Origin of the sequence: Enterobacter sp. 301B, from assembly GCF_003850715.1 — a bacterium.
GTDB lineage: Bacteria > Pseudomonadota > Gammaproteobacteria > Enterobacterales > Enterobacteriaceae > Enterobacter > Enterobacter intestinihominis.
The window spans coordinates 138,083-153,562 of sequence record NZ_PQTC01000009.1; the positions used below are offsets into that span (position 1 = coordinate 138,083).

General features: G+C 59.6%; 15 protein-coding genes. 7 read left to right on the forward strand and 8 right to left on the reverse strand.

From position 1 onward, the window contains the following. Nucleotide 1 precedes the first annotated feature (1 nt). Nucleotides 2-223, forward strand: a complete 222-nt coding sequence (locus C3451_RS12345; RefSeq protein ID WP_003862116.1) for a non-oxidative hydroxyarylic acid decarboxylases subunit D — start codon at nucleotides 2-4, stop codon at nucleotides 221-223. A 140-nt stretch (nucleotides 224-363) separates the two neighbouring features. Here the strand turns inward: C3451_RS12345 and mutS are convergent, their stop codons facing one another. Both mutS and C3451_RS12360 read right to left on the reverse strand, forming a co-directional pair. Next, a complete protein-coding gene (gene mutS / locus C3451_RS12355; RefSeq protein ID WP_022649176.1) occupies nucleotides 364-2,925 on the reverse strand; it encodes a DNA mismatch repair protein MutS in 2,562 nt (853 codons plus the stop codon). Nucleotides 2,926-3,038: 113 nt separating this feature from the next. Continuing rightward, nucleotides 3,039-3,269 carry a SymE family type I addiction module toxin gene (locus tag C3451_RS12360; protein ID WP_022649175.1) on the reverse strand — a complete coding sequence of 77 codons (231 nt, stop codon included), beginning with the start codon at nucleotides 3,267-3,269 and terminating at the stop codon, nucleotides 3,039-3,041. Nucleotides 3,270-3,434: 165 nt separating this feature from the next. On the opposite strand from C3451_RS12360, the gene C3451_RS12365 reads away from it, so the two are divergent. Continuing rightward, nucleotides 3,435-3,779, forward strand: coding sequence for a nitrous oxide-stimulated promoter family protein (locus tag C3451_RS12365; RefSeq protein WP_022649174.1), 345 nt, complete (start codon nucleotides 3,435-3,437; stop codon nucleotides 3,777-3,779). 134 nt (nucleotides 3,780-3,913) lie between these two features. On the opposite strand, the gene flhA is transcribed toward C3451_RS12365, so the two are convergent. From flhA to hypA, 6 genes are all read right to left on the reverse strand, one after another. Further along, nucleotides 3,914-5,986 carry a formate hydrogenlyase transcriptional activator FlhA gene (gene flhA, locus C3451_RS12370; protein ID WP_023330179.1) on the reverse strand — a complete coding sequence of 691 codons (2,073 nt, stop codon included), beginning with the start codon at nucleotides 5,984-5,986 and terminating at the stop codon, nucleotides 3,914-3,916. Between the two features lie 63 nt (nucleotides 5,987-6,049). Further along, a complete protein-coding gene (gene hypE / locus C3451_RS12375; RefSeq protein WP_023306824.1) occupies nucleotides 6,050-7,060 on the reverse strand; it encodes a hydrogenase expression/formation protein HypE in 1,011 nt (336 codons plus the stop codon). Continuing rightward, complete coding sequence (gene hypD / locus C3451_RS12380) at nucleotides 7,057-8,178, reverse strand: hydrogenase formation protein HypD (RefSeq protein WP_045620860.1); 1,122 nt, start codon at nucleotides 8,176-8,178, stop codon at nucleotides 7,057-7,059. The genes hypE and hypD overlap by 4 nt, the downstream gene beginning before the upstream one ends. Nucleotides 8,179-8,181: 3 nt before the next feature. After that, the gene (locus C3451_RS12385; protein ID WP_003862132.1) at nucleotides 8,182-8,454 is read right to left on the reverse strand and encodes a HypC/HybG/HupF family hydrogenase formation chaperone; all 273 of its coding nucleotides are present in this window, start codon (nucleotides 8,452-8,454) and stop codon (nucleotides 8,182-8,184) included. Continuing rightward, complete coding sequence (gene hypB, locus C3451_RS12390) at nucleotides 8,445-9,308, reverse strand: hydrogenase nickel incorporation protein HypB (RefSeq protein ID WP_023306822.1); 864 nt, start codon at nucleotides 9,306-9,308, stop codon at nucleotides 8,445-8,447. Before hypB ends, C3451_RS12385 begins: the two co-directional genes overlap by 10 nt. Nucleotides 9,309-9,311: 3 nt before the next feature. Continuing rightward, a complete protein-coding gene (gene hypA / locus C3451_RS12395) occupies nucleotides 9,312-9,662 on the reverse strand; it encodes a hydrogenase maturation nickel metallochaperone HypA (RefSeq protein ID WP_045620861.1) in 351 nt (116 codons plus the stop codon). Between the two features lie 210 nt (nucleotides 9,663-9,872). Here hypA and hycA point away from each other — a divergent pair, with 210 nt between their 5' ends. The 5 genes from hycA to hycE all read left to right on the forward strand — a co-directional run bounded on the left by hycA (nucleotide 9,873) and on the right by hycE (nucleotide 15,479). Then, on the forward strand, nucleotides 9,873-10,337 hold the full coding sequence (gene hycA / locus C3451_RS12405; protein WP_022649167.1) for a formate hydrogenlyase regulator HycA: 465 nt from the start codon (nucleotides 9,873-9,875) through the stop codon (nucleotides 10,335-10,337). 72 nt (nucleotides 10,338-10,409) lie between these two features. After that, on the forward strand, nucleotides 10,410-11,018 hold the full coding sequence (locus C3451_RS12410) for a 4Fe-4S dicluster domain-containing protein (protein ID WP_022649166.1): 609 nt from the start codon (nucleotides 10,410-10,412) through the stop codon (nucleotides 11,016-11,018). Continuing rightward, nucleotides 11,015-12,829, forward strand: coding sequence for a formate hydrogenlyase subunit 3 (gene hycC / locus C3451_RS12415; RefSeq protein ID WP_045620862.1), 1,815 nt, complete (start codon nucleotides 11,015-11,017; stop codon nucleotides 12,827-12,829). Before C3451_RS12410 ends, hycC begins: the two co-directional genes overlap by 4 nt. Nucleotide 12,830: 1 nt before the next feature. Beyond that, a complete protein-coding gene (locus tag C3451_RS12420; protein ID WP_032625965.1) occupies nucleotides 12,831-13,754 on the forward strand; it encodes a respiratory chain complex I subunit 1 family protein in 924 nt (307 codons plus the stop codon). A 15-nt stretch (nucleotides 13,755-13,769) separates the two neighbouring features. After that, nucleotides 13,770-15,479, forward strand: coding sequence for a formate hydrogenlyase subunit HycE (gene hycE / locus C3451_RS12425; RefSeq protein WP_124304318.1), 1,710 nt, complete (start codon nucleotides 13,770-13,772; stop codon nucleotides 15,477-15,479). Nucleotide 15,480: the final 1 nt, after the last annotated feature.

Here is a 15,480-nt window from a genome sequence, read left to right on the forward strand (position 1 = left end):
AATGATTTGTCCACGTTGTGCCGATGAACATATTGAGGTGATGGCAACATCACCGGTGAAAGGTGTCTGGACGGTATACCAGTGTCAGCACTGTCTGTATACCTGGCGCGATACCGAACCGCTGCGCCGTACCAGCCGCGAGCATTACCCGGAAGCGTTCCGCATGACGCAGAAGGATATTGATGAAGCACCGCAGGTGCCGACGATCCCGCCGCTGCTGTAATAAAAAGCCCGGAGGCGCTGCGCTTACCGGGCGATAATATTGTGCGGTCTTTTGCCCGGTGGCGCTACGCTTACCGAGCCTACGGGTTTTGTAGGCCGGGTAAGGCGAAGCCGCCACCCGGCAAAAAAGACCGCAGAGAACTAAACCAGACTCTTCAACCGATAAATCCACTCCAGCGCCTGACGCGGCGTCAGCGAATCCGGATCGAGATTTTCCAGCGCTTCCACAGCCGGAGAGGTCTCTTCCGGCACCGCCAGCAGTGACATCTGCGTACCATCTATCTGCGTAGCTGCCGCATTCGGTGACAAACTTTCCAGCTCACGCAATTTCTGACGCGCGCGCTTAATCACCTCTTTCGGCACACCCGCCAGCGCGGCGACGGCCAGGCCATAGCTCTTGCTTGCCGCGCCGTCCTGCACCGTGTGCATAAAGGCGATGGTGTCGCCGTGCTCAAGCGCATCAAGGTGGACGTTAGCCACGCCTTCCATTTTCTCTGGCAGCTGTGTCAGTTCGAAATAGTGCGTCGCGAACAGCGTCAGCGCCTTGATTTTATTCGCCAGACTTTCCGCGCACGCCCAGGCCAGGGACAGGCCGTCATAGGTGGAGGTACCGCGTCCTACTTCGTCCATCAACACCAGACTGTTCTCTGTCGCGTTATGCAGAATGTTGGCGGTTTCGGTCATCTCGACCATAAAGGTAGAGCGACCGCTCGCCAGATCGTCCGCCGCACCCACACGGGTGAAGATACGGTCGACAGGTCCAATCTCAACCTTCTGCGCCGGAACGTAGCTGCCGATGTAGGCGAGCAGCGCGATAAGGGCTGTCTGGCGCATATAGGTACTTTTACCGCCCATATTGGGGCCGGTAATGATCAGCATTCTTCGCTGCGGTGACAGGTTCAACGGGTTGGCAATAAACGGCTCGTTCAGCACCTGCTCAACCACCGGATGGCGACCTTCGGTAATGCGAATGCCGGGCTTGTCAGTAAAGGTTGGACAGGTGTAGTTCAGCGTTTCGGCGCGCTCGGCCAGGTTTACCAGCACATCCAGCTCGGCCAGCGCAGCGGCGCTCATTTGAAGGTCAGCCAGATGCGGCATCAGGATGTCGAACAGCTCGTCATACAGCTGTTTCTCCAGCGCCAGCGCTTTACCTTTCGACGTGAGCACTTTGTCTTCGTACTCTTTCAGCTCGGGAATAATGTAGCGCTCGGCATTTTTCAGCGTCTGGCGGCGAACGTAGTGAATCGGTGCCAGGTGGCTCTGCCCACGACTGATCTGGATATAGTAACCGTGTACGGCGTTGTAGCCGACTTTCAGGGTGTCGAGCCCCAGACGTTCACGCTCGCGGATTTCCAGCTTATCCAGATAATCCGTCGCGCCATCGGCCAGCGCACGCCATTCGTCCAGCTCTTCGTTATAACCCGGAGCAATAACCCCGCCATCCCGCACCAGAACAGGCGGCGCATCAATGATGGCGCGTTCCAGCAGTTCGCGAAGCTCGGTAAATTCGCCCATGGTTTCGCGCAGCTTTTGCACTGGCGCGCTGTCGATCTCTCCCAGCTGAGCGCGCAGTTCCGGCAACTGCTGGAAAGCGTGACGCATACGGGCGAGATCGCGTGGACGCGCGGTACGCAATGCCAGGCGCGCCAGGATACGCTCAAGATCACCCACCTGACGCAGCACCGGCTGCAATTCGGTGTAACGATCCTGCAATGCGGCAATGGTTTGCTGACGGCCAATCAGCGTTTCGGTGTTGCGGATCGGCATATGCAGCCAGCGTTTGAGCATACGGCTGCCCATGGGGGTAACCGTGCTGTCAAGAACCGACGCCAGCGTATTTTCCATGCCGCCAGCGAGGTTCTGCGTGATCTCCAGGTTGCGGCGCGTGGCGGCATCCATGATGATGCTGTCCTGCTGACGCTCCATGGTAATTGAACGGATATGGGGCAGGGCGGTACGCTGCGTATCCTTCACGTACTGCAACAGGCAGCCTGCGGCACATAGCCCGCGCGGGGCATTTTCCACACCAAAGCCAATCAAATCGCGCGTGCCAAATTGCAGGTTCAGCTGCTGGCGCGCGGTATCAATTTCGAACTCCCACAGTGGACGACGACGCAGGCCGCGGCGACCTTCAATCAGCGCCATCTCGGCGAAATCCTCTGCATAAAGCAGTTCTGCCGGATTGGTGCGCTGTAGTTCAGCCGCCATGGTTTCACGGTCAGCCGGTTCACTCAGGCGAAAACGACCGGAGCTGATATCCAGCGTGGCGTAGCCAAACCCTTTACCGTCCTGCCAGATCGCCGCCAGCAGGTTATCCTGGCGCTCCTGAAGCAGGGCTTCATCGCTGATGGTTCCCGGCGTCACGATGCGTACGACCTTGCGCTCAACGGGGCCTTTCGACGTGGCCGGGTCGCCAATTTGTTCGCAGATAGCGACAGATTCGCCCTGGTTCACCAGCTTCGCCAGATAGTTTTCAACCGCGTGATGCGGGATACCCGCCATCGGGATGGGTTCGCCTGCCGACGCGCCACGTTTCGTCAGAGAAATGTCGAGCAGCTGAGACGCACGTTTCGCATCGTCATAAAAAAGCTCGTAAAAATCGCCCATACGGTAAAACAGCAGAATTTCCGGATGCTGTGCCTTCAGCTTCAGGTACTGCTGCATCATCGGCGTATGCGCGTCGAAATTGTCGATTGTGCTCATGGAGTTATGATATCCATTTCTTTGAAAATATTACGCTTTGAGCGGCTCAATGGCCGATTGTTCCTTCTATTGTCGCATGAAAAAAAGGTGCGGCGCAGAAAAAAGTCACGACTTTACGAGGCATCTTCCGCTATTAATTCAATGATGATTTTTCCGTGCTCGACGCCCACCCGAACCTGCGAGTTGGTGGTAAATCCCGCTTGTTCAAGCCAGTCGCCTTTCAGGCTCAGCGCTGCGTGTACGCTGTAGCGTTTTGGAATTTTCGTTTTACGGTCTTCATGACGTTTTCTGAAGTAACCCACTTTTAAGTGCCGATAGGGTTTGGCGATCGCGATCTGTTGCATAAGCTCTCCGGTGAATACGGTTATTTACACCTGTATAAAATACCAGTAAAACGCAGCGAGGGGAGGGGTAATTCTGGAAGGACGCTTCAGAAAACGGAATGCAATAACTGAAAATGTGCGGATAAAAAGGTATTATAAATGCACTTTATTGTTGAGGACGACGTTATGTCCGGTAAACGTATTTCACGAGAAAAAAAGACGATCGCCAGAATGATCGCCCTGTACGAAAACAGGTGTCCGCACGCCATAAAAGAAGAGGGGCACTATTCGGCGCTTAAGGCTTATGCCGATAAGCGGCTGGATAAATGCGTGTTTGGTGAGGAAAAACCTGCCTGCAAACAGTGCCCGGTGCACTGTTATCAGCCCGCCCGACGGGAAGAGATGAAGCAGGTGATGCGCTGGGCAGGGCCACGTATGTTATGGCGTCATCCGATTCTGACCATCCGACATCTGATCGACGATCGTCGTCCGGTTCCGGAATTACCGGAAAAGTATCGGCCCAAAAAATAACCGGCTCAGCGCCGCAGTGGAAGACAAATCACGCTCAGGGCGACGGTGCGGCGCAGGCAGGCAGACAGAAAAAGAGCACCAAATATCCCTGCGCCAGCGCGGGAGCGATATGTACCCGCTGACGGAATGACGGGTTATTTCAGGCTCTCTTTATCGATTCCCAGACGCTTCATACGCGAGAGCAGGGTGGTACGCTTCAGCCCCAGCCGTTGCGCCGCACCTTTCGGTCCGGCTACCACGCCGTTGGTCTCCTTCAGCACTCGCATAATGAGCTGATATTCATCTTCTCCCTCTTTCGCAAGCTCGCTTGCGGCCACGGTCGTTTCAGAGAGAGTAACCTCTGGCAGGGAGAGCTGGAGCACGTTCCCGCGCGTCAGCAGGACCGCGCGCTCAATGACGTTTTCCAGCTCGCGCACGTTCCCCGGCCACTCCATCGCCGAAAGGGTGCGTAGCGTTTCGGCAGGAATACTGTCGATATTTCGCCCCATCCGGCGGGCAATCTTCGCGGTAAAGGCTTTCACCAGCAGCGGAATATCTTCCGGGCGTTCGCGCAGCGGCGGCAGGCAGATCGGGAAGACGTTCAGACGATAGTAAAGATCGCTGCGAAACTCGCGGTCGGCGACCATTTTTTTCAGATCGCGGTTGGTGGCGGCAATCAGACGCACGTCGGTCTGGATCAGCTTGTTGCTGCCGAGACGCTCGAACTCCTGCTCCTGCAAAACGCGCAGCAGCTTAGGCTGAAGCTCCAGCGGCATATCGCCCACTTCGTCGAGGAACAACGAGCTTTTATCCGCCAGTTCAAAACGGCCCAGCCGCTGGCTGCTGGCGCCGGTAAACGCGCCGCGCTCGTGGCCGAACAGGTCGCTTTCCAGTAAGCCCGCAGGCATCGCCGCGCAGTTCATCTTCACCATCCGGCGGCTGTTGCGGTTGCTCAGGTTGTGGATCGCCCGGGCAATCAGCTCTTTCCCTGTGCCGGTTTCACCGAGGATCAGCACCGTGCTGTCGCTCTGCGCCACCATCTCCACCTGCTTGAGGATGTTGTACATGGCATCGCTGCGTCCGATGATTTCGCCAAACTCGCTGTCCACATTGTTGAGCTGCTCGGTCAGCGCCAGGTTTTCGTCCACCAGCCGTTCTTTCAGACGGTGGATCTCCTGATAGGCGAGGGCGTTATCCAGCGCAATGGAGATACGTTCGGCGATCTGGCGCAGCAGCTTCAGGTTGGCGGTGGTAAATACGGCTTCATCGCACTGCGCCAGTTTAAGCACGCCGAGCATGGTGTTGCCGGACATCAGCGGCAGCAGGCACAGGGTCTGGATCTTGTTGCCCCAGGTGTTAAACAGCATCCGCTCGTAGGGCGCTACCGGATCCTGCTCGCTGAGGTTTAACAGCAGGATCTCTTTGCTTTTAAATACCCGTTCAGACAGGGTTCCCGCTTCGTCCACTTCGCTTTGCTCGTGCGCCGGGTTAGCTTCGTCGAGGTAGTGGGTGGAGTAGATGTTCAGCTTGCCCTTACGGTTGCCGCGCAGCGCAATGCTGATAGCATCGATCCTGAAATAGTGATGGATCTCTTTGGCGACTTCGCTCACCAGTTCGTCCATATCGAGACGCGACAGCACGGCATTGGTGATGGCGACCAGAATGCGGAAATTATCGCGCTCGCGGCTCAACAGGTCGTAATCCACGTTATTGGTGACGCGGCTTTGGATCTGCTCTGCCACGACGGCCACAATCTGCGTGAAGGTATGCAACCGCTCGTACTCCGCCTCGGTCCAGGGCTGGTCGTTATTACGGATAAACTCGCAGCCGCCAAAAATTTGCCCTTCCACCGCCAGCGGCAGCATGCTGTAGTGGCCGAACGGGTGGTAAAGGTTGCTCTCTGCCAGCTTCGGCCAGGCCTGGCGAAACTGGTCAAAATTGCAGTGCAGCGCTTCCGGGCGGGAGAGAATACGTCGCACCGGACCGTGGGCCAGAAACGTTTCATCTTCATATTCGAAGATTTTGCCATTATCACGCGTTGAGAAATAGCTCGCGCGGTGGGTTGCGCTATGCCAGAGCACAATGGCGGCGCTGTCCGCCAGCGCTGATTGCCTGACCAGCCGCGTCAGGGCATCGCTCAGCGCGCCGAGGTCGGGCTGTTGTAAAAGTGTGCGCGTGATGTCAAACAGGCCCTGCTGTCCAAGATCGCTCATCGGTGTATACGGCATTATTGCTTTCCAATAGAAACTGGCAAAAAAGAGACATTCAGCGCTGACCGCTTTTGGCGCGGTCTAGCAAATTCGGGGTAACGGTTCAGCGTGCGGCAGATCCAGCGTGCGCTTCACGCCGTAAAGCCCGGTCAGGCGCACCCCTTTGCGCTCAACCACGTCGCCGATGATGGCCGCGTCTTTCCCTAAGGGATGTGCGCGCAGTTGTTCAAGTACGGCTTCCGCCACCGTACGTTCCACGCCGATCACCAGCTTGCCTTCGTTGGCAAAGTTAAGCGGGTCTAGCCCTAATAGCTCGCACAGCCCGCGTACAGCAGGCTTAACGGGCAGGCCGCGCTCGGTCAGTTCAATTCCACAGCCGCTGCTTGCGGCAAATTCGTGTACGACGGCGTTCACGCCGCCTCGCGTGGCGTCGCGCAGGGCTTTTACACCCGGCATGTCGCGCAGCGTCTGGATCAGCGGCGTGAGTACCGCGCAGTCACTGTGCAGCTCGCCATCCAGCCCTAAGCCTTCGCGCAGGTTGAGGATGGTTGCCCCGTGGCAGCCCAGCGTGCCGCTGACAATCAGCACGTCGCCTGCACAAAGCTGCTGCGCGCCCCAGTGAATGTTGGCGGGGATCGCCCCCATTCCGGCGGTGTTAATGAAGAGCTTATCTGCCGCGCCGCGCTGCACCACCTTGGTATCCCCGGTCACGATGGCGATCCCCGCCTCGCGGGCGGTGTGCGCCATGCTGTTGACCACCGCCGTGAGCGTCTCCATGGGTAACCCTTCTTCGAGGATAAACCCGCAGGAGAGGTAGCGGGGGATCGCGCCGCTGACGGCCACGTCGTTTGCCGTGCCGCAGACGGCGAGCTTGCCGATATCGCCGCCCGGGAAGAACAGCGGGTCAATCACGTAGCTGTCGGTAGAGAACGCCAGCCTGTCGCCGTGGGCGGTCAGGGCCGCGAGGTCAATACGCGCCTGATCTTCCTGCTCGGCGAGCCAGGGGTTGTTAAAGGCTTCCATGAACAGCCTGTTAATCAACTGCTGCATCGCCTGTCCACCGCTTCCGTGCGCCATTTCCACCGTGTTCATGCTTCACACTCCTGGTTGCGATAGTGATACCACGCGGCGCATGCCCCTTCGGAAGAGACCATCAGCGCGCCAAACGCGGTTTGCGGGTTACAGGCGTTGCCAAATAACGGGCAGTGATGAGGTTTGCATTTGCCGGTGAGTACGTCGCCACAGCGGGCGCGGGGATCGTCGCACACCTTCTGCGGCTGCGGGCGGAAATGCGCTTCGGCGTCGAAGGCGCGATACGCGGGCGTCAGGTGTACGCCGGATTCGGCAATCAGCCCCAGTCCGCGCCACTCGCTGTCGCCTTCGACGCTAAACACGTCGGCTATCGCCTGCTGTGCCCGTCTGTTACCTGCATCGGGCACCACGCGGCGATACTGATTTTCCACCACACTCAGGGCCGCTATTTTCTGCTCAACCAGCATGGTCACGCCTTGCAGTAGATCAAGTGGCTCGAAACCAGCCACCACTAACGGACGATTGTACTGTTCAGCGATAAAACCGTAGGCTTCTGTGCCGATCACCATGCTGACGTGTCCTGGTGCCAGGAAGGCGTCGATGCCGTTGTCCGGCGCTTCAAGCAGGCTACGCAGCGTGGGAATAAGCGTGATGTGCTGGCAGAAAAAGTAAAAGTTAGTGACGTTGCGGGCTTTCGCCTGCTGGAGAGTGATAGCGGTGGCGGGCATGGTGGTTTCAAAACCCAGCCCGAAAAAGACCACCTTACGCTCAGGATTAGCCATCGCCAGCGTCAGGGCATCCATCGGTGAGTAGACGATTCGCACGTCCGCGCCGCGCGCCTTCGCCTGGAGCAGCGAGCCATTTTTTCCCGGTACGCGCATGGCGTCGCCAAAGGTGCAAAAAATCACACCGGGGCGGCTGGCGATGTCGAGACAGCTGTCGATGCGCCCCATCGGCAGCACGCACACCGGGCAGCCGGGGCCGTGGATAAATTCGATGTTCTCCGGCAGCAGCTGGTCGAGGCCAAATTTGAAGATGGCGTGGGTGTGTCCGCCGCACACCTCCATGATCCGCAGCGGTTTTTCTTTCGTGTAGTCCAGCAGGGACGCGCGGGTTTTCAGGCGATCGATAAGCTGCAACACCTGCTCAGGCGCGCGATATTCATCAACGTAACGCATGTGTTATCGTTCCTCACCATACAGCAGGGCACCCACGTCCGGCTCAACGTCGAACATATTCTGTAGCGCGTCCAGCGTGTCGCGTGCTTCTTCCTCATTAATCACGCTCATGGCAAACCCCACGTGGACCAGCACCCACTGGCCGAGACGCGATGCGCCGGTCTCATCGTGGCTGCCAACCAGCGTCAGATCGACATCGCGCAGGATGCCGCAGACCTCCACTTTGGCCTGATTGCCGTCGATCGAATGAATTTGTCCGGGGACGCCTATGCACATCGTTCGCTCTCCAGCCAGTTCAGCCAGGCATCCATCCCGTCGCCGTGCGTGGCGGAAACCAGCAGGATCTCAATGTCCGGGTTCACTTCCCGGGCGTAAGCCAGGCACTTATCCACGTCGAAATTCAGGTACGGCAGCAGGTCGACTTTGTTCAGCAGCATGAGGGAGGCGGCGGCAAACATATGTGGATACTTCAGCGGCTTGTCTTCCCCTTCGGTCACGGAGAGCACCGCCACTTTATGCCGCTCGCCGAGGTCGAAGCTTGCCGGGCAGACCAGGTTGCCGACGTTTTCAATAAACAGGATGCCGTTATCCGCCAGCGGCAGGCGCGGGGCGGCGTCGGCAATCATCTGCGCATCCAGGTGGCAGCCCTTGCCGGTGTTGACCTGAATCGCGGGCGTACCGGTTTCGCGGATGCGCGCCGCGTCGTTTACCGTTTGCTGATCGCCTTCGATAACGGCGCAGGAGACACGTTTATTCAGTCGTTTGAGGGTTTCGGTCAGCAGGGTGGTTTTACCGGAGCCGGGGCTGGAGACCAGGTTCAGTACCAGCTGTTGACGGGCGGCAAAGCGGGCGCGATTGCGGGCGGCGAGCTGGTTATTTTTGTCCAGCACATTGATCTCCACCTCCAGCATCTCGCGCTGGCTGATGCCCGGCGCGTGGGTGCCCGCTTCGCCGTGGCCGTAATGCAGGTCGCCCGCGTCTGAACGTTGTGGCGCAAAGGTGATGCCGGTCAATGCCGCCGCGGGACGCGGGGCAGGAGAAAAGGGCGCGGAGCGAAACGCGGAGTGGGGGCGGTGTTCATCCCCTTCTATATACAGGTTGCCTTCAGCGCAACCGCAGGTACTACACATACATTACTCCTTCTCGATTTCGAGGCGTTGGATCTGCATACCGTCATCCGCCACGATGCGCAGCCCGCTGCTCTGGCACTGCGGACAGCGCTGTACCTTCGATGACAGCAGCGTGACGTACTGCTGACACTGCTCGCACCAGCACTCCGCCTGCTGCTCCTCGATATGCAGTGCGCAACCCTCCGCCAGCGTGCCGCGGCACACCAGCTCAAAACAGAAGGTGAGGGCGCCGGTCTCGACGCAGGAAAACGCCCCGACCTTCAGCCAGACGCCGGTCACGCGCTTCGCATGGTTCTGCACAGCCTGCTGTTCGATAAGTTCCAGTGCCCGCTGGCAGAGGGTGATTTCGTGCATGACGCCTCCTTAATGAATTGCCCCTTTAATGCAATAACAGTGCCAGCTTGATTTGCGTTACGGCGTGACGATGTCAACGCTGTCGAAATGACACGTCGACACCGCGGCGGTGACAGTGCGCATCTCTTTAAAATCCATTTAAATCAATAAATTAAAAACTGGCACGAAATCTGCTTAACAGCCGCTAACTCCATTAACCGGATACCTTTTATGACTATTTGGGAAATTAGCGAAAAAGCGGATTACATCGCGCAACGTCATCAGCAGCTTCAGGATCAGTGGCACCTCTACTGCAACTCTCTGATTCAGGGGATCACCCTGTCAAAAGCCCGTCTGCACCATGCCATGAGCTGCGCGGCGCAGGGGGATATGCGCTTTGTGTTGTTTGGACACTTCACGATTTTTGTCACCCTGGCGGAGAGCTTCAACAGCCACACCATTGAGTATTACGTTGAGACAAAAGAAGGTGAAAAACAGTGTATTGCGAAAGCTCAACTGATGGCCGACGGCATGGTGGACGGTCACGTCAGCACCCGCGATCGCCAGCAGGTGCTGGAGCACTATCTGGAGAAAATCGCGCCGGTTTATAACGGCCTCTACGCTGCCGTTGAGCACGATCAGCCGATCAATCTGAAACAGCTGATCGACGGAAAATCCTCCGCGAACGTGGCCTGAAGAGCGAGTGTCGAGAAGTGTCGATAAGACAGTTTTTTTCGTCAAAAATGACCATCACCAGAGGATGACCCGGTGAACCGTTTTGTAATTGCTGACTCGACGGTCTGTATTGGCTGTCGAACCTGTGAGGCGGCGTGCTCGGAAACACACCGCCTGCACGGGCTACAGTCCATGCCGCGCCTGCGCGTCATGCGTAATGAGAAAGAGTCTGCCCCGCAGCTCTGTCACCACTGTGAAGACGCGCCATGCGCGGGCGTCTGTCCCGTCAATGCCATCACCCGCGTTGACGGCGCGGTACAGCTGAACGAAAGCCTGTGCGTGAGCTGCAAGCTGTGCGGCATCGCCTGTCCGTTTGGTGCCATTGAGTTTTCCGGCAGCCGTCCGCTGCATATTCCGGCGAATGCCAACACCCCGAAAGCGCCGCCTGCGCCGCCGGCACCGGCACGCGTGAGCACGCTGCTGGACTGGGTGCCGGGCATTCGCGCCGTCGCGGTGAAGTGCGACCTGTGCAGCTTCGATGAACAAGGTCCGGCCTGCGTGCGCACCTGTCCGACCAAAGCGTTAATTCTGGTTAATATTCGCGACATCGCCCGCACCAGCAAACGCAAGCGCGAGCTGACCATCAATACTGACGTCGGCGATCTTTCGCTGCTGCGGGCGCTTAACGAGGGGGCGAAATGAACGCGATAGTTATGATGACCAGCGGCGTGGCCTGGTTTGCCGCCGCCGCTGTCCTGGCGCTGCTCCTCTCCTTCCATAAAACGCTGAGCGGCTGGATCGCCGGTATCGGCGGAGCGGTCGGCAGCCTGATGACGCTGGCGGCGGGCGGCGTTGTCCTGATCGACGGCCAATCCGTCGACACCCTCATCCCGCTGATCCACCACGCCGTTGAGCTTACGCCGCTAAATGCCATCTGGCTGGTCACCTTTGGTCTGTGTGGGCTGTTTATCAGCCTGTTTAATATCGACTGGCACCGCCATCAGCACACCAACGCCAACGGCCTGCTGGTTAACCTGTTGATGGCCGCCGCGGTCTGCACTGTTGTCGCCAGCAACCTCGGCGCGCTGGTGGTGATGGCTGAAATCATGGCCCTGTGCGGCGTGTTCCTGACCGGATGCAGCGCCTCCGGCAAGCTGTGGTTTGCGCTCGGACGACTCGGCACGCTGCTGCTGGCGCTGGCCTGCTGGCTGGTGTGGCAGCGTTTCGGCACGCTGGACTTTGCCGTGCTTAACGGCCAGCCGCTGGGGAATGACGTCTGGCTGTTGGGCGTAGTCGGTTTTGGCCTGCTGGCCGGGATTATCCCGCTGCACGGCTGGGTGCCGCAGGCGCATGCCAATGCCTCGGCCCCGGCTGCCGCGCTGTTCTCCACCGTGGTGATGAAGGTCGGTCTGTTCGGCATCCTGACGATAACCCTGACGGGCGGCCAGCCGCCGCTGTGGTGGGGCGTGGCGCTGCTGATTGCGGGGATGATCACCGCATTTGTCGGCGGGCTGTACGCCCTGATGGAGCATAACATCCAGCGCCTGCTGGCGTACCACACCCTGGAGAATATCGGCATCATCCTGCTCGGCATGGGCGCGGGCGTCAGCGGGCTGGCGCTCAACCAGCCGGCGCTGATTGCCGCCGGGTTTATTGGCGGTCTGTATCACCTTATCAACCACAGCCTGTTTAAAAGCACCCTGTTCCTCGGGGCGGGCAGCGTCTGGTTCCGCACCGGGCACCGCGATATTGAAAAGCTCGGCGGGATTGGCAAAAAAATGCCCGTCATTTCGCTGGCGATGCTGGTCGGGCTGATGGCGATGGCCGCGCTTCCGCCGCTGAACGGCTTTGCCGGGGAGTGGGTGATCTATCAATCCTTCTTCGCGCTCGGCCAGAGCGACGCGTTTATCGCGCGGCTGCTCGGCCCGCTGCTGGCGGTTGGGCTGGCGATTACCGGGGCGCTGGCGGTGATGTGTATGGCGAAGGTTTACGGCGTCACCTTCCTGGGCGCGCCGCGCACCCGCGAAGCGGAAAACGCCTGTTGCGCCCCGGTGCTGATGGCCACCAGCGTGGTCGCGCTGGCGCTGTGCTGTATCGCAGGTGGGGTTGCCGCGCCGTGGCTGCTGCCGCTTCTGGGCCACGCCATTCCGCTGCCGCTGGCTACGGCGCATACCGTCGTGTCCCAGCCGATGATGGCGCTGCTGCTGATTGCCGCGCCGCTCCTGCCGTTCGTGCTGATGCTGTTCTTCAGACGCGACCGTCTCGCCTCCCGCTCGCGCGACGCGGCGTGGGCCTGCGGCTACGAACACGAGCAGTCGATGGTCATCACCGCCCACGGTTTCGCCATGCCGGTGAAGGAGAACTTCGCCGCCGTGCTGAAGCTGCGCCACTGGCTGAACCCGGTGGGCTGGGTGCCGGGCTGGCAGAGTGCCGCCGTGCCCGTGCTGTTCCGCCGCCTGGCGCTGATCGAGCTGGCGGTGCTGGTGGTGATTGTCATTTCACGAGGAGCCTGACATGAGTTTGTTACTGGCAATTCTTCAGGCGCTGGTGCTGTTTGCCGCCGCGCCGCTGCTGTCGGGCATCACGCGCGTGGCGCGCGCCCGGCTACACAACCGTCGCGGGCCTGGCGTGCTCCAGGAGTACCGCGATCTCTTCAAGCTGCTCTCCCGTCAGAGCGTCGCGCCGGATGCCGCAGGTTGGGTGTTCCGCCTGACGCCGTTCGTGATGGTCGGCGTGATGCTGACCATCGCCACCGCGCTGCCGGTAGTGACGGTGGGCTCGCCGCTGCCCGTGCTTGGCGATCTGATTACGCTGATCTACCTCTTCGCCATCGCGCGTTTCTTCTTTGCGATTGCGGGCCTGGACACCGGCAGCCCGTTTACGGGTATCGGCGCCAGTCGTGAGGCGATGCTCGGCGTGCTGGTTGAGCCAATTCTGCTGCTGGGGCTGTGGGTCGCCGCGCAGGTTGCTGGCTCGACCCACATCAGTTTCATCACCGACACCGTTTACCACTGGCCGGTTTCACGTTCGCTCCCGCTGGTGCTGGCGCTCTGCGCCTGCGCGTTCGCCACCTTTATCGAGATGGGCAAGCTGCCGTTCGATCTCGCGGAAGCGGAGCAGGAATTGCAGGAGGGGCCACTCACCGAGTACAGCGGCTACGGCTTTGCGGTGCTGAAGTGGGGCATCAGCCTCAAGCAGCTGGTGGTGTTGCAGATGTTCGTCGGCGTTTTCTTCCCGTGGGGGCAGATGACGCACTTCTCTGCGGGCGGCCTGCTGCTGGCCGTTGTGGTGGCTGCGCTCAAGCTGCTTATCGGCGTGCTGGTGATTGCCCTATTTGAAAACAGCATGGCGCGCCTGCGTTTTGTCGAAACGTCACGCATTACCTGGGCTGGTTTTGGTTTTGCATTTTTAGCGTTCGTCTCATTGCTGGTGGCGTGATTAAAGAGAGTGTTTATGTCTGAAGAAAAGAAAGGTCAGCAGTATCTCGCCGCGTTGCATCAGGCTTTCCCGGGCGTGGTGCTGGAGGAGTCCTGGCAAACCAAAGACCAGGTAACCGTCACCATTAAGGTGAACTATCTGCCGGAAGTGGTGGAGTTTCTCTACTACCAGCAGGGCGGCTGGCTGTCGGTGCTGTTCGGCAACGACGAGCGTCAGCTGTGCGGCAACTATGCGGTGTACTACGTGATGTCGATGGAGCAGGGCGAGAAGTGCTGGCTCACCGTGCGCGTCGAAGTTGACCCGAACAAGCCGGAGTACCCGTCCGTCACGCCGCGCGTACCCGCCGCCGTCTGGGGCGAGCGCGAAGTGCGCGACATGTACGGCCTGGTGCCGGTTGGTCTGCCTGACGAGCGTCGTCTGGTGCTGCCGGACGACTGGCCGGATGAACTCTATCCGCTGCGCAAGGACAGCATGGACTACCGCCAGCGTCCGGCCCCGACAACCGACAGCGAAACCTACGAGTTCATCAACGAGCTGGGCAGCAAGAAGAATAATGTGGTGCCGATCGGCCCGCTGCACGTCACCTCCGACGAACCGGGCCACTTCCGCCTGTTCGTCGACGGCGAAAACATTATCGACGCCGACTACCGCCTGTTCTACGTCCACCGCGGCATGGAGAAGCTGGCGGAGACCCGCATGGGCTACAACGAAGTCACGTTTCTTTCTGACCGCGTGTGCGGCATCTGCGGCTTTGCCCACAGCACCGCCTACACCACCTCGGTGGAGAACGGCATGGGGATCGTGGTGCCGGAACGCGCGCAGATGATCCGCGCCATTCTGCTGGAGGTGGAACGCCTGCACTCACACCTGCTGAACCTCGGCCTGGCCTGCCACTTCGTCGGCTTTGACTCCGGGTTTATGCAGTTCTTCCGCGTGCGTGAGGCATCAATGAAGATGGCGGAGATCCTCACCGGGGCGCGTAAAACCTACGGCCTGAACCTGATCGGCGGGATCCGCCGCAACCTGCTGAAAGACGACATGATCCAGACCCGCCAGCTGGCGCAGCAGATGCGCCGCGACGTGCAGGAGCTGGTGGACATGCTGCTCAGCACGCCAAACATCGAGCAGCGCACCGTCGGGATTGGTCGTCTTGACCCTGAAATCGCCCGCGACTTCAGCAACGTCGGCCCGATGGTGCGCGCCAGCGGCCACGCCCGCGACACCCGCGCCGATCACCCGTTCGTCGGCTACGGCCTGCTGCCGATGACCGTGCACAGCGAGCAGGGCTGCGACGTCATCTCCCGCCTGAAGGTGCGCATCAACGAGGTGTTTACCGCGCTGAACATGATCGACTACGGCCTTGATAACCTGCCGGGCGGCCCGCTGATGGTGGAAGGCTTCACCTACATTCCAAACCGCTTTGCCCTCGGATTCGCCGAAGCGCCGCGCGGGGATGACATTCACTGGAGCATGACCGGCGACAACCAGAAGCTCTACCGCTGGCGCTGCCGTGCGGCGACCTACGCCAACTGGCCAACCCTGCGCTACATGCTGCGCGGTAACACCGTCTCTGACGCGCCGCTGATCATCGGCAGCCTCGATCCGTGCTACTCCTGCACCGACCGCATGACCGTCGTGGACGTGCGCAAGAAGAAAAGCCAGGTGGTGCCCTACAAAGAGCTTGAGCGCTACAGCATCGAGCGTAAGAACTCGCCGCTGAAATAAG

What these genes read in the sequence shown, in the direction of transcription:
- C3451_RS12345 (WP_003862116.1), top strand. Translation starts at nt 2, where the DNA reads ATGATTTGTCCACGTTGTGCCGATGAACATATTGAGGTGATGGCAACA.
- mutS (WP_022649176.1), bottom strand. Translation starts at nt 2,925, where the DNA reads ATGAGCACAATCGACAATTTCGACGCGCATACGCCGATGATGCAGCAG.
- C3451_RS12360 (WP_022649175.1), bottom strand. Translation starts at nt 3,269, where the DNA reads ATGCAACAGATCGCGATCGCCAAACCCTATCGGCACTTAAAAGTGGGT.
- C3451_RS12365 (WP_022649174.1), top strand. Translation starts at nt 3,435, where the DNA reads ATGTCCGGTAAACGTATTTCACGAGAAAAAAAGACGATCGCCAGAATG.
- flhA (WP_023330179.1), bottom strand. Translation starts at nt 5,986, where the DNA reads ATGCCGTATACACCGATGAGCGATCTTGGACAGCAGGGCCTGTTTGAC.
- hypE (WP_023306824.1), bottom strand. Translation starts at nt 7,060, where the DNA reads ATGAACACGGTGGAAATGGCGCACGGAAGCGGTGGACAGGCGATGCAG.
- hypD (WP_045620860.1), bottom strand. Translation starts at nt 8,178, where the DNA reads ATGCGTTACGTTGATGAATATCGCGCGCCTGAGCAGGTGTTGCAGCTT.
- C3451_RS12385 (WP_003862132.1), bottom strand. Translation starts at nt 8,454, where the DNA reads ATGTGCATAGGCGTCCCCGGACAAATTCATTCGATCGACGGCAATCAG.
- hypB (WP_023306822.1), bottom strand. Translation starts at nt 9,308, where the DNA reads ATGTGTAGTACCTGCGGTTGCGCTGAAGGCAACCTGTATATAGAAGGG.
- hypA (WP_045620861.1), bottom strand. Translation starts at nt 9,662, where the DNA reads ATGCACGAAATCACCCTCTGCCAGCGGGCACTGGAACTTATCGAACAG.
- hycA (WP_022649167.1), top strand. Translation starts at nt 9,873, where the DNA reads ATGACTATTTGGGAAATTAGCGAAAAAGCGGATTACATCGCGCAACGT.
- hycC (WP_045620862.1), top strand. Translation starts at nt 11,015, where the DNA reads ATGAACGCGATAGTTATGATGACCAGCGGCGTGGCCTGGTTTGCCGCC.
- C3451_RS12420 (WP_032625965.1), top strand. Translation starts at nt 12,831, where the DNA reads ATGAGTTTGTTACTGGCAATTCTTCAGGCGCTGGTGCTGTTTGCCGCC.
- hycE (WP_124304318.1), top strand. Translation starts at nt 13,770, where the DNA reads ATGTCTGAAGAAAAGAAAGGTCAGCAGTATCTCGCCGCGTTGCATCAG.